The following is a 20553-nucleotide window of genomic DNA, read 5'->3' on the forward strand; positions in this document are numbered from 1 at the left end:
GGCGAATGCGATAGCACCACGTCCGCTCGGGCGGGTTGGCGGTGAATGCTGTGCCGCTGAGCTGTTCGCCATAGAGGCCATAGTTGCAGCGCTGTGGGCTGTTCATGCCCTGCGGCAGCGCGCCGGGCAGCGCCTCGGTCTCAAAGTCATTGCCGAAGCCCGGCATATAGCCGGGATGCGTTCCGACCGGTGTGACGGCCTGCGTAAGACCATGCGGTGCAGCCTTGTTGGACATCGTGAACTCCTCGGTTTTCTGCTTGTGAAATATTAGTTGTTTTTGTAACTAACAAGCATGTCCCAAGAAAAAGATGATTTTGATCTGCAGAGTTTTCTGCCGTTTCTGTTGAATCAGGCAGCTGAGGCAGCCTCGTTAGAGTTTCAGCGCCTCTACAAGGAACGCTATGGCATGCTGCGCAGCGAATGGCGGGTGCTGTTCCATCTGGGTGTCTTCGGCACTCTGACCGCGAAAGAGATTGGCGCGCGCGCGAAACTGCACAAAACCAAGATCAGCCGCGCGGTTCATAAGCTGGAACAAAGCCGTTACCTCAAGCGCACCAGGGATGCGGATGACCGAAGGGTCGAATGGCTGACGCTGACACCCGCCGGTCAGGCCGTCTATCGTGAACTGAGCGGTATCGCAGAGCGCTATGACGCGAAACTGGCTGGCGCATTCTCGGAAGACGAGGCCGCGATGCTAAGGAAAATGCTGCGGCGGCTGGCAGGGATGGCCTAAGGTCTGGTAATTTCCAAGACGCGGCCCACATTCAGGGCAGTAGTTTGACGGACAGTTCCATGACCTCTTCAGATCCCATTTTTGACCTTATCGACTGGCTTGTTTCCAAAGGGCTTGAAGGGGCTGGTCAGGAAGAATTGCTGGATGGCTTTTGCAACCGCCTGATTGATCTGGGCCTTCCCCTGATGCGATTCCACGCGGCGCAATCGACGCTGCATCCGCTTTACGGCGGTACTGGCTATAGCTGGTATCGGGATTCCGGCGGAGAATCCGAGCGGTTCGCAAACACCGACACCCCCAGCGAAGTCTGGCAACGCAGCCCTCTCTATGCGCTTTTGCATGAGGATATGGATGACCTTCGTGTGCGGTTGGTGGACCAGAACGAACCAAGCCGGTTTCCTCTGCTGAATGACCTGCGAGAGATCGGAGCGACTGATTACTATGCAACGGGTGTTTCGTTTGAACGCTCCGAACAGGTGCGCCCGGCCGGTGAGAAAAAGATCGGTGACGGAGTGCTGATGTCCTGGACCAGCGACGCTCCGACCGGTTTCGATGACAGCGATCTGGGGAAAATCCATGTCGCGCTGCCGCATCTGGGGCTCGCGTTGAAATCCGCCAAGAACCAGACCATGGCCAAGGATCTGATGCGCGTCTATCTGGGGCGCGATGCGGGGCGGCGTGTCCTGTCTGGCGAAATCCGTCGCGGTTCGCTGCAACAGATTGATGCGGTGATCTGGAATTTCGACCTCGAAGGCTTCACCACCCTGTCCGAGGATATGCCGGGTCACGAAATCATCGACATGCTGAACGACTATCTCGCCGTTGCCGTGGGCGTCGTGCACGACAATGGCGGCAACATCCTGAAATTCATGGGTGACGGGCTGATGGCCATGTTCGACGTGGGCGAGAGCGACGCCGATGCCCGCGCGGCTCTGGCCGCTGTCGCCATGCTGCAAAGCCGGATGGAAGAGCTGAACGCGCAACGATTGGCAGATGGGCAGAGGGTGGCGAATTTCACCCTGGCGCTGCATTCGGGTGAGATCCTCTATGGCAATATCGGCTCGGAAACCCGGCTGGATTTCACGGTGATTGGCCCTGCGGTCAATCAGGCAGCCCGGATTGCCGGGATGCACCGGTCGTTGGGCCAGAGGATTCTCGTTTCCGATGATGTCGCCCGCGCTGCACAACCCTGCAGCCAGGAGCTGATTTCGGTCGGGCGCTACATGTTGCGTGGTGTTAACGAACCGAAAGAACTTTTCACCATATACAAACACTCAAGCGGCGCCAAAGAGACAGAGGTCAAGAACGCAACGTAACGGTGGCGCTGTGTTCGCGAGGGTGAAACCCTCTGATCAAATGGAATAAAGGGGCGGGCCGTCTAGGTCCGAAACGGGCGCATGTTCGGGAAGGTTCTAAAATACGCCGTTGGGGCGTTGGTATTGGCTGTTGTCGCAGCAGGTGGCTACCTGTGGATGGCGCCTCCGGATCTGTTGAAAGTGGGCACCAACTATTCGGCCAAGATCGTCTGTTCGAACGTGTTCCTTGCCGGGCGCGACGCAGAGACCGTGCTGCAAAGCGATGTTCAGGCGCCAGGGCACCCTTTGCTGAAACAGGTTTCGGTCAGCGTCGACGAGCAGACCCAATCGGTTGAGGCGCGGATGTTTGGCTTCTTTGCTCCGGCCACATCGCAGTATCGGCCCGGTTTGGGATGCACCAATGTGCACGACGCGCAGCTTTCAGATCAAACGCTGCCCGAACCCGCGCCCGTACCCAACGGTCTTTGGCCGCATGGAAATGAGGTGGTTCTGTCCGAGAACCCCGCGCTGGCTGATGTATTGTCGGACCCGTCCTTGCTGGGCGAAGGCTACCGCGCCGTCGTTGTGGTCAAGGACGGGCGCATCATTGCCGAGGCCTATGCTGATGGCTTTGATTCCGAAACCCCCTTGCTGGGATGGTCCATGACCAAAACGATCACCGCAGGTTTGATTGGTACGCTGATCCAGTCGGGCGACATGGCGCTGGGCGATGATCTGACGGATGTCTTCCCCGATTTTGCCGGGGACTCGCGCCGCAACATCACGGTCGAGGACATGCTGGCCATGTCCAGTGGCCTGCAATGGGATGAGGAGTATGGTGATGTCTCGGACGTAACGCGGATGCTGTATCTCAAGGATGACATGGTCGATTTCGCAGCTGGACGCCCCGCCGCCTATCCCACCGCGACCGAGTTCAGCTATTCCTCGGGCACGTCCACAGTTCTGTCGCGGGTGTGGCAGGGCCAGCTTGAAGAGGGCGACCTTGGCTACCCGCGCACAGCACTATTCGACCCTCTGGGCATGCACTCAGCTGTGATGGAGACCGATGGGGCAGATACATTCGTGGGTTCAAGCTACATGTACGCCACCGCGCGCGACTGGGCGCGCTTTGGGCAGTTTCTGCTGCAGGGCGGTGTTTGGAAAGGGCAACAGATCTTGCCCGAAGGTTACACCGATTGGATGTTTGAACCCGTCGCAATCTCGGACGGAGCTTATGCCAAAGGGCATATGTGGCTGGACGGCCCACGTGGTGAGCCGCAATTCGAGGACACCGTCTGGCTGCAGGGCCATGACGGCCAATCCGTTGGCATTTTTCCTTCACAAGATATGGTCGTGGTGCGTTTGGGGCTGACGCCGTCACGGTTAGGATACTCGCCACTGCCTTTGGCCAAGGCTCTGATTGCGGCTGTGGGTGACGGCTGAGCTGCTGCAGCGTACAGACGGCGGTCGCAGGTTTTCCTCTTGCTCAGACCTGTCGCGTCGATCTCTGAAAAGCGATTCCAGAGCGGATTGGCAAAATCGGGTTCTATCCTGAAGAAGAACCACCTGCTCGCAGGCAAATCGGTCCATACGCACTCCTTCTAGCCTTCGATGCTGACCAATCCCGAAAACTCTTTTCTCGCGACACTGAGAATAATCTCCGAAAGGAAAGCGAACGTCTTATGGTGACCGCTAGATTTTCGCCAAACCAGACCGATGGACCTGTTCAACCGTCCCGGGCGATAGGGCACCAGAACCACATCTCCGCCGATCTCTGGGATTTCAGATGCAGCGTAAAGCGAGGGAAGAAAGGACACGCCGATATTCATAGCTGTCATCTGCCGAATTGCGTCTAGACTTGTGCCCTCGTAGTCGTAAAGGAGGTTGGCCCCTACAGTACTTGCGAGGTCTGCAACTTGGTTGTGAAGCGTGAAACGACGAGAGAGCGCCAGAATGCTCTCACCCTTCAGATCTTGGTCATTGGCCATTTCCTTGTGGGCAAGTCGGTGATTTCGGGCCACCGCAAGTTTCAGAGGTTCCCGAAGCAGGCGCAGGATCGTGACGTCTGACGAGTTCACGGGCAATTGCGTCAGAATGAAATCATGTACCCCGCTTAGAAGCTCCTGCATCAGTTCGGATGGCGCTCCGTCTCGCACTGTCAGTTTTAGGTTCGGGTGGTTTTCATGCAGGTGGTGAAAAACACGCGGCAAAAGGTACGGACCGAGGGTTGGTGATGATCCCAGTCGGAACGTGCCCGCAAGCTCGGATTTCATCCGGCCGGACGTCTCTTGTAGCGAAGCGACCTCTGACAAGATGCTTCGGGTTTTTTCCAGTACTTCGCGCCCCTCTGGTGTCAGCACTGCTCCGGCTCTGCCGCGCTCGACCAGTTTCAGTTCAAGCGCGGCTTCGAGATTGGCAATCTGCAGGCTGAGAGATGGCTGGCTGATGCCTATCCGCTCAGCGGCTTTTCTGTAGTGACCAGTTTCGGCCAGCGCTCGGAAGTAAGCCAGTTGTTTTAGTGTCAGCTGCAAGCTCATTGATAGGTTTTTCCAATCAAAGTTTCTTGCACAATAGGCTATTTTATTGAGCTGAAACAACCATCATTAGATAGTGACCTGTTTTAGAGCGCTTGTTTTTGGTGCGTTTGCTCGGAGGATTTCATGAATATTCAAAACGAATTTGCCAAAACGGACGATGTCCGCGCGTTTCTAGCCTCAGTCCACTTGCCAACTTCGCGATCGCAGGGTGTCCTTTCACGGGACGAAATTGACTGGTGCAAGATGCGTGGCATCGAGTTGGCATATGATCCTGTGCAAATTGGATGGGTGCCTCTGCTCTGTGAGGATGACATATCTGAAGCCTCCAGCCGGCCTCAATCTCGGCAAATTCGGTTGCGTCCCTGGCAGGCGCAGGATGCAGCTAACTATGCTGCCATGCTCTCGTCAGAACGCTTGTGGCAATATTTGCCCGATCGATACCCGGGTGCAATCAGCGAGGATGACGCGCGACAGTTGATCGAATTGACGGGTGAAGACCATCACGAAGTATTGGCCGCCACGGTAGACGACAATGTCATCGGACAAGCCAGAATGCTGAGGGTGGGACAAGACAGCGCCGAAATTAGCTATTGGATCGGCGAGCAGCATTGGGGCAAAGGGTACGCCGGCTCCATCGTAGCGCAATTCTGCACGCAGTGCTTGCGCCAAAACCCTGAGATTGATCGGCTGTTTGCGGTTGTGCACGAGAGCAATATTGCGTCTCAATCGATCCTCAAGAAGTGCCGCTTTGCCGAGATCTCTCGTGACACTGTCTGGATAACATTCGAGCGCTACCGCCGCGCGTCTTAGGCTGTAGTGCCCGATGGGGGTTGCCAGGTCTGGCGAGTAAGCGGTTCAAATAGCGCTTAGAAGTCGATTTCGACGCCGGGCAAGTTCAGCTCTCGCATCATGTCGCGCAGCTCCTGACGCGCGGCGATGTTCGAGATGTTCAGCTGTTTGACGCCAATATCTTTAAGGTCCAACAGAGTGAGGCCGCGGGGAAAGAGCTCGCGGAAGATGACCCGTTCCGAAAAGCCCGAAGCGACACGGAACCCGATGCGTTGCGACAGCATCTCGATCGCGCGTTGCATCTTTTCCTTGTTGACCATGCGCTGAGTACCCACGCGGTTGCGCACGACGACCCAGTCGATCGGCTTCAAACCAGCCTGCGCCCGCAATTGCCGCGCATTCCACACCATTTCGGAATAGACCGACGGGCCAAGAATCTTTTCACCCTTGGAATCAATCCGGGCCAACAGGTCGAAATCAATGAAACTATCGTTCAATGGTGTGATCAGCGTATCGGCCAGCGAATGCGCCACTTGGCTGAGGCGGGTGTGTGAGCCAGGGCAGTCAATCAGGATAAAATCGCTGTCGTTCTCAAGCTGCGAAACAGCCGCCGACAGACGATGGTCATAGATGTTCTCGCCTGGTTTCAGGGTGCTGGCATCGATCTCAGGCAGGTCGTGGTGGCGCGGGCTGGGCAGGGTCGCCTCAGCGTTTTTCAAGAAATTCGCCCGGTTCTCGAAATAGCGTCCCAAGCTGCGCTGGCGCAGGTCTAAATCCAGCGTGCTGACCTTGCGACCCAGACGCGCCAGAGCGGTGGCCACATGCATGGAAACGGTCGATTTGCCTGCGCCGCCCTTTTCGTTCCCCACTACGATGATATGTGCCATGCCGTCGTTCCCAAGCCCTGCCGTGTTTGTCCACACGTTGTTATTAGCCACTATATGTTGTGTCAGCGGGGAAGAAAAGAACCTCGGGGCGTTGTTTCGACCAATATCAGGCTCTAATTTGGAAAACCCAATCGCTTTCGCAGTTTAGAACGCCATGCTTGCCAAAACCGGGTCCGTGATTCACTCTTTAATCGGGGATCGGACAGGAGGATACCGGTTGGAGCAGCTGTTCCTGAGCGTTCTGAATGTGGTTTTACCGGTCCTGATTTGCGTGGGCATCGGGTATGGGCTGGCTCTTGCCAAGTCTCCGTTTGACAATAAGGTGGTCGGAGGGATCGTCTCGCGGGTCGGCTATCCGACCCTGATCCTGTCGCATCTTGCGGGCACCAAGCTGAATGTGGGCACGTTTCTGGATATGATGAGCGCCGCCGCGCTGGCTGTGGCCAGTTTTGGCGTTCTGGGCTTTGTGGCTTTGCGGCTTCTGCGCCTGCCTGTAAGGGCGTTTCTGACCCCTCTGATGCATGGGAATGTGGGCAATATTGGCCTACCGATTACTCTGCTTGCGCTGGGCGATGCGGGGATGGCCTACACAATGGCCTTTGTCGTCGTTGTGCTGATCAGCATCTTTACTGTTGGCATGTGGATCCCGGCCGGAGTGTTCTCGGTCAGAAAGCTGGTCACATCGCCGATCATCTATTCCGTGGCCCTGTCGCTGATCCTGATGGCTACAGGGACCAGCCTGCCGCAACCGATTGCCAAGTCCTTCGATATCCTCGGCGGGTTGTCGATCCCGCTGATGTTGCTGACACTGGGCCACACGCTGGCAACGCTGCGGATCGCCAGTCTGGGGCGCGCCGTCTTGCTGACCGGGCTGCATCTGGTCATGGCTGTGGGCATCGCCATGGGTCTGGTCTGGCTCTTCGGCTTCACAGGTGCAGAGCGCGGCGCCCTGATCCTGTGCTGCCTGATGCCGTCCTCGGTGGCGACATACCTGTTCATCGACCAGCACGTACCGGAATACGGGCCGGATGTCGCCGGGTTCATCCTTGTGTCTACCTTGACAACCATACTCGTTCTACCGCTGGCCTTGACCTACTGGATTTGACGTAAACCCTATGCCCAGCGGTAAAAATCGGTAATCTACTGATAAATTGCGGTAAAGAGCCACAAGCTCAGGGTGACACGATGAACGGAAACACGCCGACAGACGTAACCCCACAAGCCCGCGCCCGCGTGGTGCTGGCGATGACAGCAATCTGCATGATGGTTGTGGGGTTTAACACCACCGCCGTTGCGACGATCCTGCCCAACCTGAAAGCCGAATTCGACCTGACACCGTCCGGCCTGCAATGGGTAATGGCGATCTATACCGTCGCCAGCGCCTCGCTTGTTACCATCGTCAGTCGTCTGGGTGATATCACCGGCAAAATGGGAGTTTTCTTCTTTGGTATGGTCGTCTTTGCCTTCGGATCAGGCTCGGTCCTGTTTGCGCAAGACGCAACCATGCTGTTAATCGGGCGCGGTGCGCAAGGCGCGGGGGCGGCGGCGTTGTTCGGAACTTCTCTTTCCCTGCTGACAGCGGCGACACCTGAGGAACAGAGAGCCGGTGTCACCGGTTTCTGGGGCGCGATTGTCGGGCTGGCTATCGGAGTTGGTCCCATCGTAGGCGGTGCCTTTGGGCATTACATTAGCTGGCGCGCGGTGTTTGCCGCCGATCTGGTTCTGCTGGTCGTGGCCTTCACCATTGGATTGCATGTCAGCAAACGGAAGTACGTGCCTGACACACGCCTTGCCGGGGCACGATTCGACTATCCCGGAGCAGTTGCCATTCTGTTGTTTCTCGGGCCGCTGTCCTTTGCGCTTAGAAATGGGGAAAGCGGCGGATGGAGCACACCGCTGACGCTAATACCGCTGGCTGTGGCGGCCCTGGCGACCGTCCTGCTGTTCATTGTCTCGCGTCGCAGTGACGACCCGTTGATCGAACTGCGGTATTTCCGCCATCCGCGTTACTTCATGGCCGCCGCGGGAATGTTCTTTACCGGTTTCACGCTTTTCTGTTTCTTTGTCTATTTCAACACATTTGTGCAATCGCCGGATGCCTTTGGCTATACCTCCATCGAAGCTGGTTTGGCGATCATGCCGCTGAGCCTAAGCATGTTTGTCATATCTGTCACCGCGCCTCGCTTTCTGGCGCCCTACAGTTTCCAGTGGCCGGTTGCGATTGGGCTGGGCGCAATGGCATGTGGGTTCCTGTTGCTGACGACAGTTTCGAATACCACGCAATATTCCGAGATTTGGTGGAAGCTGCTGATCGTCGGGATCGGGTTGGGTATCTGTTTCTCGCTTCTGCCACGCCTCGGCCTTCGCCTGTTGCCCGAAGAGCATGTTGGACAGGGCTCAGGCGTGATCAACGCCTGTCTCTATTTCGGAGCCACCTTGGGGGCAGTGGTCGGTGGGTTGGCAGAGTCCATTACCACACGCCGGGGCCTGTCCGAAGTGATTGACGCACTGCCCTCCGGATCAACGCAGCGTGCTGATCTGGCACATGCGCTGACCCACGGCAAACCTGGCGAGGTCCAGCAGTTACTCACCAGCCTAGAACCGACGGCAGGAACAGCTCTGGCTGAGGCTCTAAGGGACTTGCAGGACAACGCCTTTGACAGCGCGATGGTGGTCGCCGCGATTGCCGCTCTGATCGGGATGGTTTTGGCGCTGCTGCTTCTGCGCGGACCAGTGCCGCCGCTGCACAGTGCAGTGGAACTGACGAAGTAAGACAGTTATCGATCCGATTTCATTTTGGAAACAAGTCAGCGTGGCGTGCATCATGCATTTAGTCGGAAACAAAAAAGGCCGCCCCCAAGGGACGGCCTTTCGAAACCGAACGCGATAAGGCTTAGAAGCCCAGACCTTCGTATTTCTTTTTGAACTTCGACACGCGGCCGCCGGCGTCCATCAGGCGCGACGAGCCACCGGTCCATGCGGGGTGCACGGAGGGGTCGATTTCCAGAGCCAGCTGATCGCCTTCGCTGCCCCAGGTGGATTTCATCTGAACAACGGTGCCATCGGTCATTTTGACGTCGATGACGTGATAATCGGGATGGATGTCTTTTTTCATCTTTCCGTTCCTTACGCTTCGGCGCCAGCTTTGGGCTTGTAGTTGGTGACCTCTGCGATACGTGCGGATTTACCACGACGGGTGCGCAGGTAGTACAGTTTGGCGCGACGAACGCGGCCACGGCGAACAACGGTGATGCTGTCGATGTTGGTCGAATGCAGCGGGAACACACGCTCCACGCCTTCGCCGAACGAGATTTTGCGGACGGTGAACGAACCGGCGATGCCGTTGCCACCTTTACGCGCGATGCAGACACCTTCGTAGTTCTGCACACGGGTACGCGACCCTTCGGTCACTTTAAAGCCGACACGAACGGTGTCACCGGCTTTGAAATCGGGGATGTCTTTCCCCAGGGCGGCAATCTGTTCCGCCTCAAGCTGTGCGATCAGGTCCATCGCATTCACTCCTATCTGCTCGTGGTTGGTCCACGAAGTTTGGGCACGGCCTGAGAGCTCTTGGTCTTCACCGGGTCCTGCGTACAGCCCGCCAGAGGTCAGATCGAATGTTCCTTTGGTCCGGTCTGCCCTGACACGCGTTGGCCGAAGAAAGCTAAGCGGTGCGCCATGAAACAAACCAAAACACCGGAGTCGCATCACGCGGCACCGGATTGCGCTGCTTTAGGGGGTTTGCGGACAGGGATCAAGCCCAAATCGCAGGCACTGGCGGTGGGATTTTGCCAATTCCCGAATGCGACGTTGCTTTGTGCGTTGGATCAGGCATTCTGAGGTCAATTACAAGAGCAGTTATTTCAGGCTGAAACAATGACTCGATTTGCAATCATGCTGGTCCTGGCGGCCGCTGTTTTGATGTCCTGCGGACGCAGAGGACCTCCGCCGCAGGTCGTAGAGGCCACGCCGGGCGTGGACCGGACCGCGCCCGCCGTGATCTACCCCGATTTTGGCGATGCCGACCCCCATGACTGGGATGGGCGACATCCCGGGCTGTACCCGGTTCACGGATTGGATGTGTCGCGTTGGCAAGGGCCGATTGACTGGCGGCAGGCCAAGGCCTCGGGCGTCAGCTTTGTGTTCATGAAAGCGACCGAGGGGGGTGATTTTACCGACCCGATGTTCGACGAACATCGCCGCGGCGCGCAGGCGGCAGGTGTGCCTTGGGGGGCGTATCACTACTACTATTTCTGCCGCCCGGCGCGTGAACAGGCGCAGTGGTTCATTCAGAATGTCCCAAAAGGTGCGGACCTGCCGCATGTGCTGGACATGGAATGGACGCCGCATTCGAAAACCTGCACCCTTCGCCCTGATGGCAAAATCGTTCGGGCCGAGGCGCAAAAGTTCCTCGATATCCTCGAGCGGCACTATGGCCGCCGACCCATCGTCTACACGACTGTGGATTTCTACCAGGATACCGATATCGGACGGTTGTCAAAGACCGAGTTCTGGTTGCGCTCGGTCGCGGGACATCCCCGTCAGGTCTATCCCGGCGCGGTCTGGAGGTTCTGGCAATACACTGGCACCGGGCTGGTGCCGGGCGTTCAGGGTAAGGTCGACATCAATGTTTTTAGCGGCCCGCCCGAGATTTGGGCGCAGTGGAAAGGGTAGACGCCTTAGGATTGAGGCGCCGCGTAGTTTTCCACGGTACCACCTGCGACAAGGTGATCGAGCCTGCGCACGCGTTCCTCACCGTAGGCATTGCGCAGCCAGAACGCTTCTCCTTGGGTCAGCACGCGGCGGTCAAAGCCGCGCTCGCTCAGGCAGCGGTCTACCTGATCCATCTCGCCTTGCGCCCTGAGTTCGTGTCGGCTGCCATATGCAAGCACAGACCCGACCAAAGGTGACGACATCAGGATGAAGGCGGGATAGGCTCCGATCACTGCGGCATTACCGCCGATGTCGGCTTCGTTTGAGCAAGACAACACCGCGTTTCTGGCGGAAGCCATATTATGTCCGGCCTGAGTTGGCACGGAGTCTTCCAAAGCACTGGTCGCGCATGCCGAGACAAGTACGCAGCACAAAAGTAATAGCTTTTTCATGAATTGCCGTTCTTTCAAATGTGCGATTCTTTTGCGTCGTTCGCAATACTCTGGGATGAGTAGACCGCGATTTCTTCAACTGCAATTAGCACCAGCTTTATCTGTGGACCTGCGGTTTGCGGGCCACAGTAGCCTGTGTCATTTGATAGATTTCTGCCTGGCGCGAACGTATTCGTCCCACACATCAGGCCTCCGTTTCCGCGTTATGTCCTCGGCCATCTTTTGGCGCCATTCGGCGATGCGGCCGTGGTGACCGGACATCAGGACCTCGGGGATCGGGCGGCCGTTCCATTCTGCGGGGCGCGTGTATTGCGGGTGTTCCAACAGGCCCGAGGAAAAGCTCTCTTCTTCGGTCGAGGCCTGATTGCCCAGCACGCCGGGGATCAGCCGAACGGTGGCGTCGATCAGGGCTTGCGCCGCGATCTCGCCGCCGGTCATGACGAAGTCGCCGAGGCTGACTTCTTGCACGCCGTAATGCTCCAACACGCGCTCGTCCACGCCCTCGAACCGGCCGCAGAGCAAGGTCATCCCGTCGCAGCGCGCGAGGTTCCGCATCATCCGCTGGTCCATACGCTTGCCGCGTGGGCTTAGGTAGATCAGCGGCCAGTTGCCGCGGATACCGGCCATGGTCTGTTCGATGGCTGGCCCCAACACGTCGGCCCGCAGCACCATACCAGCGCCCCCGCCTGCGGGTGTGTCATCCACATTGCGGTGTTTACCGATCCCGAATTGTCGCAAATCAACAGTTTCCAGCTGCCAAAGCCCTTCCTGCAGAGCCTTACCTGTCAGGCTTTCGCCCAGAACGCCGGGGAAAGCGCTGGGAAACAAGGTGATGATCTTGGCTTTCCATACGCCGTGCAGATCCGGCGTCGGAGTCATCAACTCGCGCGGTTGCAGAGTGGGTCGGATGGCCTTGCGACCGTGGGATTTGCTTGGTGTATCTGTCATGATTGGGCAACCAGATCGTCCTTGGCGCGTTTGATGAGGGCCTTCTTTTGCGCCATCAAAGCCGCATCGTCCAGCGCGGAACGGTTCAACTCCAGCAATTCTAGCAGAACATCATCAGTCGGACGGGCCTTGTGCGGCTCCGGCGCGACCAGTTTGAACATCTTGTCGCGTGGTAGATTCAGAAATGCCGCAAACGGAGCGCCTGGACCAAAGCGCCGCTTGCGCAGGTCCTCCATCCACTCGGTCTGGACCTTGACCAGCGGCAGCCGGTCCTGAAGCATATCGGCTGTCTCTTTTGGGGAGGGGAGGTCGTTCAGCGCGTCTCGGAAGCCGTCATAGTCCTGCACCAGCCGTGTCCGCCGCAGATCATGTGCCCAGAGGCTGCGCATCCAATCCTCACGCTGTCGCAAGGACAGATAGATCGTGAGGTCGACCGGCTCAGGCCCCAGACGGTCTGTCACCTGCTCAACCAGCGTCGTCGCCAATTCCGGGGTCGCCCAGTAGCCTTCGGCGCTGTTGCGACTGGGGCGCAGGCCGGCGAAATTCTCCTCGCTGAGGATCAGGCCGCGACTGGTGCCAAAATCGATCGGGTCCAGAAGCGCGCGGACACCTGTTTCGAACTCGGCCAGTGTGCTGTTCATCCGATAGACAGAATGCCGCGTGGCGATGTCTGAAAGTCCGGTTTTGCGGGTTTTGTAGGGCAGGATCAGTGAAAAATGCGGCCAGATCAGCTGACGGTTCTTGTAGAGAAACGACTGCGCAACGGTGGTGCCTGTCTTGTGCAACCCCAGATGCAGCAGAACGCGCCGCATCAGATCAGGCCTTCTGGCGGATCAGCGACGATGCGACCGGTCTCCAGATCAACGGTCGGAACAGCGTCCAGAGTGAAGGGCAGCAGGACAGTCGATTTCAGACCCGGCCCGTGCAATTCCAACAAATCCGCCGCGCCGTGGTTCTGGACCGATTTGACCCGGCCCAGCAGGGTGCCGCCGGTGTCATACACCTCCAGCCCGATCAGATCGGTGTGATAGAACTCGTCATCCGGCAGCGAAGGCAGTTGATCCCGCCGAGCATACAGGCGCAGGCCGTTCAGGGCGTCCGCCTCTTCCTTGGTTTCGACCCCGCCCAGACGCGCCGCAAATCCGTTTTTGATCGCGCGGGTGAGTACCACGGGAAATCGCTCTTTGCCGTCTTCGTCGGTCAGTGGCGAATAGGCTTCGATGTCTTCTGGCACGGCGCAAAAGCTTTTCAACCGCACCTCGCCGCGCACACCGTATGAGCCCGCAATGCTGCCGACGCAGATCAGATCACTCATTTGAGCCTTCCGTTATACATAGTCCGTTCCGCCATTGCCCGATCACTTCGCAGGCTTCACGCTGGTTATTGCGCTCAAAGAACACGCCGACAATAAAAGCGATCAGCAACAGGATGGGAAGCCGAAACAATCCGAACATCGGCCTATCGCACCTCGATCGGCAGAGTCTCGTCGCGGTCTTCCCAACCGGCCCGTTCCAGCTCGGGCGTGTCGGACACTTCTTCCGGCCAGCCCACGCAGAAATAGCCGATCAGCCGCCAGTTGTCCGGGACGTTCAGATCGGTGTTCATTTGGTCGGGGTCCAGGATCGAAACCCAGCCCAGCCCCAGCCCCTGCGCGCGCAGAGCCAGCCAGAACAGAGTGATGGCCGAGACAACCGAATAGCGCCGCATCTCGGGCATGGTGCCCGCGCCCAGACCCTGGCCTTTGCTGGTTGTGTCATCGCAGAACACCGCCAATTGCACTGGCGCTTCCTGCATGCCCGAAAGTTTGAGGCCGCTATACAGCTGTGCTTTCTCACCGGAATACCCGGCCAGAGCGTCCGAATTGGCGGTTTGGAAATTCTTGAGCGCCGCGTCGCGCGCGGCCTCACTTTCGACGCGGATCACGCGCCAGGGTTCACTGAGCCCCACCGAAGGGGCCAGCAGAAACGCGTCGAGGCAGCGCGTCAGCACTGCCTCGTCCACGGGGTCGGTGCGGAACCGACGCACATCGCGCCGGAGCCGCATCAACAGATCAAACTGCGTGCGAAAATCCTCGGTGAAAGCCTGATCCTGCACGCGTCAGCCTGCTTATTCTTCTGCTGCAGCTTCTTCAGCCGGTGCAGCAGCAGCTTCGGTCGCTTCAGCAGCCTTTGCAGCTTTCTCTTCCGCGCGCTCTTGGGCTTTCTTGCCAGGAGTACCCTTGTTCGGGTTGTTGCGCTCGGCTTTGTCACGAGTGCCGGCAGCTTCCAACATGCGCGCGATACGGTCGGTAGGCTGAGCGCCCTGATCCAGCCAGTACTGGATGCGCTCCATGTTCATTTTCACGCGCTCTTCGCTGTCTTTCGGCAGCAGCGGGTTGTAGGTACCGAGTTTCTCGATGAAACGGCCGTCACGGGGCATGCGGCTGTCGGCAGCTACGATGCGGTAGAAAGGACGTTTTTTCGAGCCGCCGCGGGCGAGACGAATTTTCATTGCCATGGTGGTATCTCCTTTAGATGGCGTGTGCCGGGAATTGCCCGGTCAATTCTGGTGTTTGTTGAACCGGAGGTTCACTCTTGATGTTTCCGGTGGTGTCGGATGACTTCCTGAATGATGAAATTCAGAAAAGCCTTGGCGAAGTCGGGGTCCAGATCGGCCTCTTTCGCCAGGTCTTCTAGCCGTGCGATCTGCGCGGCTTCGCGCGTGGGATCGGACGGGGGAAGGTCGTGTTCGGCCTTGAGCTTGCCAACGGCCTGCGTGTGCTTGAAACGCTCGCCCAGCGTGTAGACAAGGATCGCGTCCAGCCGGTCGATGCTTTCGCGATGCTCTTTCAGCAGCGTTGCGGCCTGTGTCACGGGGTTCGTCATTGGCCGATCCTTTCGGAGGTCAAAGCAGTGTTAGAAACGTTGATAAGCGGGTGACGCCACATCTGGGCTTTCTTGCCCAGCAGCTCGGCTTCGCGCTCATAGGTGGCGCCAAGACGCTCGGCCAAAGCGCGCGAGCGGTCATTTGCATGGGCAATGTAGGACATCACGCCGTTCAGGCTTTGATGCTGGGCAGCGTAGCGGCGCGCGGCTTGTGCGGCCTCAAAGCCCAGACCTTTGCCTTCGGCCTGCTCCATCAGGGTCCAGCCCAATTCCGGCTCATCCCAGCCCGGAGCAAAGATCATACCCGCCCAGCCGACGAACGCGCCGCTCGATTTTTCGGTTAGATGCCACAGTCCAAAGCCGTTGAGCGCCCAATGACCCAACCGTTTAACCAGAGAGTCCCAGCTGCCCAGCTCATCCTTCGGGCCTCCCACCATATAGCTGCGTTCTGTTTTGAAGAACGCAGTCATCGCGGGCAGGTCGTCCTGATGCGGTGCGCGCAGGATCAGACGTTCGGTTTCGACAGTGGGGATAGTGAAAGAGGTCATGCGTAGGCCTCCATTCCACCGTTCACCAGATCCGCCGGGGCAGGGTGCCGCCAGATTTCTGAGGTCCCGTATTTGGGATGCTCGTAATTGTATTCGAACTGTGCGCCCAAACGTTTGGCAACGGCGATGCTAGCGTGATTTTCGGGGTCAATCAGCGAGATCGCAGTGTCCCAACCCAGAACATCGTATGCGTAGCTGCGCGCTGCAAACCCGGCCTCAGTCGCGTATCCCTTGCCAGTGGCGTGGTTCAGCAGCGTCCAGCCAACCTCGGGTTCAGGCCAGCCTTCGGGGCACCAGAGACCGACACGACCAAGATATTCGCTGGTGTCTTTTTCATCGACGCTCCAGTACCCGTAGCCGCGCAGCGACCAGTGGCCCAGTAGAGCAGCGATCACACGCCACACTTCATCTCGGCGCATCTGACCGCCGACATACTTCGCAGCTTCGCTGGCGAAGAACGCAGTGTCGGCGTCAAGATCAGCCTCGGACGGCGCGCGCAGGATCAGGCGCTCGGTCTCAAGCTGGGGGATATGATGCGTGAGGGCAGTCATTTACTTCTTCTTGCCAAACCCGCTGAGGCCCTGAGGCAGGCCCATGCCACCGCCCAGTCCGGGCAGACCACCGGGCATCTTGCCGCCCATGGCCTTGGCCGCCTGTTCCAGCGCCTTGGGGTCCATGCCTGCTGCCATTTCCTCGGGCGAGGGGCCGCCTTTGCCGAACATGCCCTTCATGGCCTGTTTCAGCATCTTGCCTTTGCCCATCTTGCCCATTTTCTTCATCATGTCCGACATCTGTCGGTGCATCTTGAGCAGCTTGTTGAGGTCGCTGACCTCCATCCCAGAACCCGCCGCAATCCGTTTCTTGCGGCTGGCCTGCAGCAGCTGCGGGTTGGCGCGTTCGCGTTTGGTCATCGACTGGATCATGGCGATCTGCTGGCGCAGGATCTTGTCGTCGAGACCGGCCTGATCCATCTGCTTGGCCATCTTGCCCATGCCGGGCATCATGCCCATCATGCCCTGCATGCCGCCCATCTGGATCATCTGTTCCAGCTGCATTTTTAGGTCGTTCATGTTGAACTGACCTTTGACCATGCGCTTCATCATGCGCTCGGTCTGTTCCATCTCCATCGTTTCCTGGGCTTTTTCGACCAGAGCAACGATGTCGCCCATGCCCAGAATACGACCGGCGATCCGGTCCGGCTCGAAGGTTTCGAGCGCGTCCATCTTCTCACCCAGACCGACAAAGCGGATCGGCTTGCCGGTGACCGCGCGCATCGACAGCGCCGCACCACCGCGCCCGTCACCGTCCATCCGGGTCAGAACCACGCCCGAGATGCCAACCTTGGCGTCGAACTCCTCGGCGACTTCAACCGCGACCTGACCGGTCAGGCCATCGACGACCAGTAGGGTTTCGCGCGGATCAACCACATTTCGGACCTGCTCGACCTCGTCCATCAGGACTTCGTCAATGTGCAGACGACCCGCGGTGTCGAGCATGTATACATCATAGCCGCCCAGCGTCGCCTGCTGCTTGGCGCGTTTGGCGATGTCGACGGGCGACTGGCCCGGAACGATCGGCAACGTATCCACACCGACCTGCGTACCCAGAACGGCCAACTGATCCATCGCCGCCGGGCGATAGACGTCGAGCGAGGCCATCAGGACCTTCTTGCCCTCTTTCTCTTTCAGGCGTTTTGCAAGCTTACCGGTGGTGGTCGTCTTACCCGAGCCCTGCAGACCGACCATCAGGATCGGGGCAGGCGGGTTGTCGATCTTCAGCTTGCCGGGGTCTTCCTCGCCCCGCAGCGTGTCGACCAAAGCATCATGCACGATCTTGACGACCTGCTGACCGGGGGTGATCGACTTGGTAACCGCCTGACCGGTCGCCTGTTCCTGCACCTTCTTGACGAATGCGCGTGCCACGGGCAGCGAGACGTCGGCCTCAAGCAGGGCAACACGAACCTCGCGCAGGGCCGTTTTAACGTCTTCCTCGGACAGCGCGCCTTGTTTCGTCAGCCGGTCAAAGACGCCAGAGAGGCGTTCGGATAGATTTTCAAACATGCCTTCGGCCTCCTATGCCGGTTATCTGATGGCGTGCCCTACATAGGATGCGCCGGTTAAATGCACAAACGCCCCCACGGGCGAAACTCGCTGGTGGGGGGCGATCCCTGAACGACTCAAGGGACCGGAAGGTCATACGCTTCCGGATGTTTGAATGGGGCTTTAGGCGGATTGGCTGTCAGAGTCAACCTTGCGCGCCGGAAGCCAGACATTGACCGCATCGACCATCCGCTGTGCGCCGCCTCCGCTCACATAGGCTTCGACAATCGGGTGACGGCCAGCACTCATGCCCTTTTCCAGAATCAAAACGGGGCGATGCATCTTGGACGAGTTTCCTTTGCGGCTCGAGGTGGTGGTCTCCACCTCAGCGTGGGAGAGGTTCGACAGATCATGTTCCACGGTGTCATAACCAAAGATCGATTGGCGACGGATCACGATGCTGTCTGTGCGACGGTCCAGTATCACCTGCACGCGACGCACAAAGACGCAGAAGGCGCCAAAGCCCAAACCGCCACCGACCAGGGCAAAGAAAATGCCGAAGAAGATGCCCTCACCCCCTTCGGTGGCCATGAAGAGGCCTGCGCCGACGAAACAGAGGATGAAGACAACCAGCATGATGCCCATCAGCCAGGGTGTATTGGATAGGATCAATTGGTCCGGGGTGTTGCGCGTGACTTTCATGGCAGCACGCTAGCATCGAATTCTAGGGCTGTCGTGGCTTGAATTCGCCCGCGTGTTGCGCGATGAGCGCGTCAAACAGGAGGGTCTCATGGACGCATCATCCGCTTTTCAGGACACATTGCCGCTCAGTTCCGATGCGTTGTTGGCGCAGCTGGATGATTGGGGGTTGGAGTATCGGCTGCATTCTCATGTGCCGCTGCGCACGGTTGAGGATGCGAAGGCCGTCGAAGACCAGTTCATGGTGCCGGGCGAGAATGCCTTGCGATTGAAGAACCTGTACCTGCGCGACAAGAAAAAGCGCAACTATCTGGTGACGCTTGAACAGAGCCGCGAGATTGACCTCAAAGCGCTGGGCGCTGAATTGGGGATCGGTAACCTGTCTTTCGGCTCGGCGGATCGCTTGTTGCAGAACCTTGGGATCCGCCCAGGTGCAGTAAGCCCGCTGGCGATGATCAACGGGGTGCAAAATAACGTGAGTTTCTTCATGGACGCAGCGGCGCAGCAGGCCGACGTGATCTACATGCACCCGCTGGTCAATGATCGAACCGTCGCGATGACGCAGTCCGATTTGATGGCGTTCTTCGACCGGATCGCATGCGACGTGACCTGGCTGCCTTAGTCACTCCTCCAACGCCTGTTTCAGTGCAGCAGCGACATGGGCCGCTGACGGGTTGATGAACAAATGTCCATCGGCTTCGAACACCGGGTCGTCCAGATGGTTGGGGAAAGCCAGTGGCAGTTCTGTGCAAGCCAGCAGGATGGCCGTGCCCGGTTCTGCATGCTTGTTACAAAAGGTGAGTAGCCGGTCATGAGCGGATTCTGACGCACCGCCATAAAAATCGCTGTCGATCATGGCCTGCATCTCGGCGATTTCGACTTCGGGCAGACGATCATTCGCGGCGATGCCCTCATCGGCCAACCTGTCTGCGTAGTTGGTCGCCTGCATGGTCACGGTTGTACCCAAAACCAGCGCCCGTGACGCGCCTGTTGACGCGGTGACCTCGGCCGTCGCGTCGAAGATGCTGAGAATGGGCATCGACACGCCCTGCCGGATCGCATTAAGACGTGCGTGTGGAGTGTTTGAGGCGATGATTCCAAAGTCGCATCCCGCATTCTCCAAGGTCAGAAGCGCTTCGCGAAACACTGCGTCGAATGCGGCCCAACTGGCCTCATCGCCGGCCACTCCGCGTAAGACACGTGTTTTGGCTTGCGTGACGGACTCGATTGTCATCGGTGGAATGGGTAGGGGGGACCCGTGTCCACGCGCGGCGAAGTGGCGGCTCGCCCCTTCGGAAATCGCGCGGTAGTAATCCACCGTCGAGGCCCAGCCGACGCCCCCAAGAATTCCGATCTTTTTCATGACAAACGCCCAATCCGCAGAAAGCTACTGCTGTGCAGATTGGACGTTTCGCTTTGCTTTGGCCAGAGCCTGATCAGGCTGCCAGTTCACCAATGGCTTTGTGGGCATTTTTGACCGACGAGTCGGCATCAATGGCCAATTGATCTGCAGCTACGACGTCGACGTCAGTGATGCCTATGAAGCCTAGAACATGCTTGGCGTAGTCGGTTGCAAAGTCGATTTCAGACCCGACTGCTGTGCCACCTGATGCGATTGCCAGAACGGCGCGTTTGCCTTCCAGCAGGCCTTTGGGGCCGTTCTCGGAGTAGGAGAATGTCAGACCGGCTCGGGCAACCAGATCAATCCATGCCTTGAACGCCGCCGGGACCGAAAAGTTGTAGATGGGCAGGCCGATCACGATGGTATCGGCGCGTTGCAGTTCGTTCACCAGCTCGTCGGACAGGGCCAATTGATCGCGCTGAACGGCATCGCGTTGGTCTGCCGGGGTGAAGTTTGCGGCGATCCAGTCCTCGGTCAGCAGGGGTAGGGGGCTGGCCAGGTCGCGGCGGATGATGCGTTCCGCGCCAAGATGCTGGACGACGCGATGCGACAGGTCGCGGGTTGCTGATCCGGTGCGGCGGGCCGAGGCGTCGATATGCAGGATTGTTTTGGTCATGATGTCCTCATTGGGGAATTTTTGTTCTGCTCCCAATATGAGCGTTGCGCTGGCGAACAAAACTCGGCTAAGTCAACATTGAGTGTTTGAA

General features: G+C 58.4%; 26 protein-coding genes. 8 read left to right on the forward strand and 18 right to left on the reverse strand.

Annotation, left to right across the window (positions count from 1 at the left end):
- Window positions 1–235, reverse strand: a 235-nt coding sequence (locus ACR0I8_RS19370) for a homogentisate 1,2-dioxygenase (RefSeq protein WP_480703523.1), incomplete at its 3' end; no start/stop codon positions are given.
- 57 nt (window positions 236–292) lie between these two features.
- Between ACR0I8_RS19370 and ACR0I8_RS19375 the strand changes: the two genes are divergently transcribed.
- From ACR0I8_RS19375 to ACR0I8_RS19385, 3 genes are all read left to right on the forward strand, one after another.
- Complete coding sequence (locus ACR0I8_RS19375; RefSeq protein WP_170692942.1) at window positions 293–733, forward strand: MarR family winged helix-turn-helix transcriptional regulator; 441 nt, start codon at window positions 293–295, stop codon at window positions 731–733.
- A 59-nt stretch (window positions 734–792) separates the two neighbouring features.
- Window positions 793–2049 carry an adenylate/guanylate cyclase domain-containing protein gene (locus ACR0I8_RS19380; protein ID WP_170692940.1) on the forward strand — a complete coding sequence of 419 codons (1257 nt, stop codon included), beginning with the start codon at window positions 793–795 and terminating at the stop codon, window positions 2047–2049.
- Window positions 2050–2130: 81 nt separating this feature from the next.
- Window positions 2131–3471 carry a serine hydrolase domain-containing protein gene (locus ACR0I8_RS19385; protein WP_170692938.1) on the forward strand — a complete coding sequence of 447 codons (1341 nt, stop codon included), beginning with the start codon at window positions 2131–2133 and terminating at the stop codon, window positions 3469–3471.
- Window positions 3472–3629: 158 nt separating this feature from the next.
- Here ACR0I8_RS19385 and ACR0I8_RS19390 read toward each other — a convergent pair whose 3' ends face one another.
- Entirely contained in the window at window positions 3630–4565 is a 936-nt protein-coding gene (locus ACR0I8_RS19390) for a hydrogen peroxide-inducible genes activator (protein ID WP_170692936.1), read from the reverse strand.
- A gap of 123 nt (window positions 4566–4688) precedes the next feature.
- On the opposite strand from ACR0I8_RS19390, the gene ACR0I8_RS19395 reads away from it, so the two are divergent.
- Window positions 4689–5375: a GNAT family N-acetyltransferase gene (locus tag ACR0I8_RS19395; RefSeq protein ID WP_170692934.1), complete on the forward strand. Its 687-nt coding sequence runs from the start codon at window positions 4689–4691 to the stop codon at window positions 5373–5375.
- Between the two features lie 56 nt (window positions 5376–5431).
- On the opposite strand, the gene ACR0I8_RS19400 is transcribed toward ACR0I8_RS19395, so the two are convergent.
- The gene (locus ACR0I8_RS19400; protein ID WP_170463159.1) at window positions 5432–6241 is read right to left on the reverse strand and encodes a division plane positioning ATPase MipZ; all 810 of its coding nucleotides are present in this window, start codon (window positions 6239–6241) and stop codon (window positions 5432–5434) included.
- 217 nt (window positions 6242–6458) lie between these two features.
- On the opposite strand from ACR0I8_RS19400, the gene ACR0I8_RS19405 reads away from it, so the two are divergent.
- Window positions 6459–7346, forward strand: a complete 888-nt coding sequence (locus ACR0I8_RS19405) for an AEC family transporter (protein WP_170692931.1) — start codon at window positions 6459–6461, stop codon at window positions 7344–7346.
- Window positions 7347–7426: 80 nt separating this feature from the next.
- Window positions 7427–9013 carry an MFS transporter gene (locus tag ACR0I8_RS19410; RefSeq protein WP_170692929.1) on the forward strand — a complete coding sequence of 529 codons (1587 nt, stop codon included), beginning with the start codon at window positions 7427–7429 and terminating at the stop codon, window positions 9011–9013.
- Between the two features lie 121 nt (window positions 9014–9134).
- On the opposite strand, the gene rpmE is transcribed toward ACR0I8_RS19410, so the two are convergent.
- Together rpmE and rplS are read right to left on the reverse strand one after the other, a co-directional pair.
- Window positions 9135–9356, reverse strand: coding sequence for a 50S ribosomal protein L31 (rpmE, locus tag ACR0I8_RS19415; RefSeq protein WP_170380502.1), 222 nt, complete (start codon window positions 9354–9356; stop codon window positions 9135–9137).
- An 11-nt stretch (window positions 9357–9367) separates the two neighbouring features.
- Entirely contained in the window at window positions 9368–9751 is a 384-nt protein-coding gene (gene rplS, locus ACR0I8_RS19420; RefSeq protein ID WP_170380501.1) for a 50S ribosomal protein L19, read from the reverse strand.
- A gap of 366 nt (window positions 9752–10117) precedes the next feature.
- Here rplS and ACR0I8_RS19425 point away from each other — a divergent pair, with 366 nt between their 5' ends.
- Complete coding sequence (locus ACR0I8_RS19425) at window positions 10118–10915, forward strand: glycoside hydrolase family 25 protein (protein WP_170692927.1); 798 nt, start codon at window positions 10118–10120, stop codon at window positions 10913–10915.
- 5 nt (window positions 10916–10920) lie between these two features.
- Here ACR0I8_RS19425 and ACR0I8_RS19430 read toward each other — a convergent pair whose 3' ends face one another.
- The 11 genes from ACR0I8_RS19430 to ACR0I8_RS19480 form a co-directional block, all read right to left on the reverse strand.
- A complete protein-coding gene (locus ACR0I8_RS19430) occupies window positions 10921–11253 on the reverse strand; it encodes a hypothetical protein (protein WP_170641496.1) in 333 nt (110 codons plus the stop codon).
- A 231-nt stretch (window positions 11254–11484) separates the two neighbouring features.
- Entirely contained in the window at window positions 11485–12294 is an 810-nt protein-coding gene (gene trmD / locus ACR0I8_RS19435) for a tRNA (guanosine(37)-N1)-methyltransferase TrmD (protein ID WP_170692925.1), read from the reverse strand.
- Complete coding sequence (locus tag ACR0I8_RS19440) at window positions 12291–13106, reverse strand: hypothetical protein (protein ID WP_170692922.1); 816 nt, start codon at window positions 13104–13106, stop codon at window positions 12291–12293. Before ACR0I8_RS19440 ends, trmD begins: the two co-directional genes overlap by 4 nt.
- Window positions 13106–13609 carry a ribosome maturation factor RimM gene (rimM, locus tag ACR0I8_RS19445; protein ID WP_170692920.1) on the reverse strand — a complete coding sequence of 168 codons (504 nt, stop codon included), beginning with the start codon at window positions 13607–13609 and terminating at the stop codon, window positions 13106–13108. The genes ACR0I8_RS19440 and rimM overlap by 1 nt, the downstream gene beginning before the upstream one ends.
- A gap of 143 nt (window positions 13610–13752) precedes the next feature.
- A complete protein-coding gene (bluB, locus tag ACR0I8_RS19450; protein ID WP_170692918.1) occupies window positions 13753–14388 on the reverse strand; it encodes a 5,6-dimethylbenzimidazole synthase in 636 nt (211 codons plus the stop codon).
- Window positions 14389–14400: 12 nt separating this feature from the next.
- Window positions 14401–14790 (reverse strand): 30S ribosomal protein S16, encoded by a 390-nt coding sequence (gene rpsP, locus ACR0I8_RS19455; protein ID WP_170692916.1) that lies wholly within the window; start codon window positions 14788–14790, stop codon window positions 14401–14403.
- A 71-nt stretch (window positions 14791–14861) separates the two neighbouring features.
- Window positions 14862–15158 carry a chorismate mutase gene (locus ACR0I8_RS19460; RefSeq protein WP_170380494.1) on the reverse strand — a complete coding sequence of 99 codons (297 nt, stop codon included), beginning with the start codon at window positions 15156–15158 and terminating at the stop codon, window positions 14862–14864.
- Complete coding sequence (locus ACR0I8_RS19465; RefSeq protein ID WP_170692914.1) at window positions 15155–15706, reverse strand: GNAT family N-acetyltransferase; 552 nt, start codon at window positions 15704–15706, stop codon at window positions 15155–15157. The genes ACR0I8_RS19460 and ACR0I8_RS19465 overlap by 4 nt, the downstream gene beginning before the upstream one ends.
- Window positions 15703–16257: a GNAT family N-acetyltransferase gene (locus ACR0I8_RS19470; protein WP_170692912.1), complete on the reverse strand. Its 555-nt coding sequence runs from the start codon at window positions 16255–16257 to the stop codon at window positions 15703–15705. Before ACR0I8_RS19470 ends, ACR0I8_RS19465 begins: the two co-directional genes overlap by 4 nt.
- A complete protein-coding gene (gene ffh, locus ACR0I8_RS19475) occupies window positions 16258–17766 on the reverse strand; it encodes a signal recognition particle protein (RefSeq protein ID WP_170692910.1) in 1509 nt (502 codons plus the stop codon).
- Window positions 17767–17928: 162 nt separating this feature from the next.
- Entirely contained in the window at window positions 17929–18447 is a 519-nt protein-coding gene (locus tag ACR0I8_RS19480; RefSeq protein WP_170692908.1) for a hypothetical protein, read from the reverse strand.
- A gap of 88 nt (window positions 18448–18535) precedes the next feature.
- Here ACR0I8_RS19480 and ACR0I8_RS19485 point away from each other — a divergent pair, with 88 nt between their 5' ends.
- Window positions 18536–19066, forward strand: a complete 531-nt coding sequence (locus ACR0I8_RS19485) for a prolyl-tRNA synthetase associated domain-containing protein (protein WP_170692907.1) — start codon at window positions 18536–18538, stop codon at window positions 19064–19066.
- Here the strand turns inward: ACR0I8_RS19485 and ACR0I8_RS19490 are convergent, their stop codons facing one another.
- Together ACR0I8_RS19490 and ACR0I8_RS19495 are read right to left on the reverse strand one after the other, a co-directional pair.
- Window positions 19067–19807 (reverse strand): aspartate/glutamate racemase family protein, encoded by a 741-nt coding sequence (locus ACR0I8_RS19490; RefSeq protein ID WP_170692905.1) that lies wholly within the window; start codon window positions 19805–19807, stop codon window positions 19067–19069.
- 73 nt (window positions 19808–19880) lie between these two features.
- The gene (locus ACR0I8_RS19495; RefSeq protein WP_170692903.1) at window positions 19881–20462 is read right to left on the reverse strand and encodes an NAD(P)H-dependent oxidoreductase; all 582 of its coding nucleotides are present in this window, start codon (window positions 20460–20462) and stop codon (window positions 19881–19883) included.
- Window positions 20463–20553 lie beyond the last annotated feature (91 nt).

Source organism: Ruegeria sp. BG9, assembly GCF_056538305.1.

Coding starts and splice junctions, on each gene's coding strand:
- ACR0I8_RS19470 (WP_170692912.1), bottom strand. CDS start 16,257: ATGACTGCCCTCACGCATCATATCCCCCAGCTTGAGACCGAGCGCCTG.
- ACR0I8_RS19430 (WP_170641496.1), bottom strand. CDS start 11,253: ATGGCTTCCGCCAGAAACGCGGTGTTGTCTTGCTCAAACGAAGCCGAC.
- ffh (WP_170692910.1), bottom strand. CDS start 17,766: ATGTTTGAAAATCTATCCGAACGCCTCTCTGGCGTCTTTGACCGGCTG.
- rpsP (WP_170692916.1), bottom strand. CDS start 14,790: ATGGCAATGAAAATTCGTCTCGCCCGCGGCGGCTCGAAAAAACGTCCT.
- ACR0I8_RS19390 (WP_170692936.1), bottom strand. CDS start 4,565: ATGAGCTTGCAGCTGACACTAAAACAACTGGCTTACTTCCGAGCGCTG.
- ACR0I8_RS19460 (WP_170380494.1), bottom strand. CDS start 15,158: ATGACGAACCCCGTGACACAGGCCGCAACGCTGCTGAAAGAGCATCGC.
- ACR0I8_RS19485 (WP_170692907.1), top strand. CDS start 18,536: ATGGACGCATCATCCGCTTTTCAGGACACATTGCCGCTCAGTTCCGAT.
- ACR0I8_RS19380 (WP_170692940.1), top strand. CDS start 793: ATGACCTCTTCAGATCCCATTTTTGACCTTATCGACTGGCTTGTTTCC.
- ACR0I8_RS19490 (WP_170692905.1), bottom strand. CDS start 19,807: ATGAAAAAGATCGGAATTCTTGGGGGCGTCGGCTGGGCCTCGACGGTG.
- ACR0I8_RS19400 (WP_170463159.1), bottom strand. CDS start 6,241: ATGGCACATATCATCGTAGTGGGGAACGAAAAGGGCGGCGCAGGCAAA.
- trmD (WP_170692925.1), bottom strand. CDS start 12,294: ATGACAGATACACCAAGCAAATCCCACGGTCGCAAGGCCATCCGACCC.
- ACR0I8_RS19375 (WP_170692942.1), top strand. CDS start 293: ATGTCCCAAGAAAAAGATGATTTTGATCTGCAGAGTTTTCTGCCGTTT.
- ACR0I8_RS19410 (WP_170692929.1), top strand. CDS start 7,427: ATGAACGGAAACACGCCGACAGACGTAACCCCACAAGCCCGCGCCCGC.
- ACR0I8_RS19440 (WP_170692922.1), bottom strand. CDS start 13,106: ATGCGGCGCGTTCTGCTGCATCTGGGGTTGCACAAGACAGGCACCACC.
- ACR0I8_RS19495 (WP_170692903.1), bottom strand. CDS start 20,462: ATGACCAAAACAATCCTGCATATCGACGCCTCGGCCCGCCGCACCGGA.
- ACR0I8_RS19480 (WP_170692908.1), bottom strand. CDS start 18,447: ATGAAAGTCACGCGCAACACCCCGGACCAATTGATCCTATCCAATACA.
- rimM (WP_170692920.1), bottom strand. CDS start 13,609: ATGAGTGATCTGATCTGCGTCGGCAGCATTGCGGGCTCATACGGTGTG.
- rpmE (WP_170380502.1), bottom strand. CDS start 9,356: ATGAAAAAAGACATCCATCCCGATTATCACGTCATCGACGTCAAAATG.
- rplS (WP_170380501.1), bottom strand. CDS start 9,751: ATGGACCTGATCGCACAGCTTGAGGCGGAACAGATTGCCGCCCTGGGG.
- ACR0I8_RS19425 (WP_170692927.1), top strand. CDS start 10,118: ATGACTCGATTTGCAATCATGCTGGTCCTGGCGGCCGCTGTTTTGATG.
- ACR0I8_RS19395 (WP_170692934.1), top strand. CDS start 4,689: ATGAATATTCAAAACGAATTTGCCAAAACGGACGATGTCCGCGCGTTT.
- ACR0I8_RS19465 (WP_170692914.1), bottom strand. CDS start 15,706: ATGACCTCTTTCACTATCCCCACTGTCGAAACCGAACGTCTGATCCTG.
- ACR0I8_RS19385 (WP_170692938.1), top strand. CDS start 2,131: ATGTTCGGGAAGGTTCTAAAATACGCCGTTGGGGCGTTGGTATTGGCT.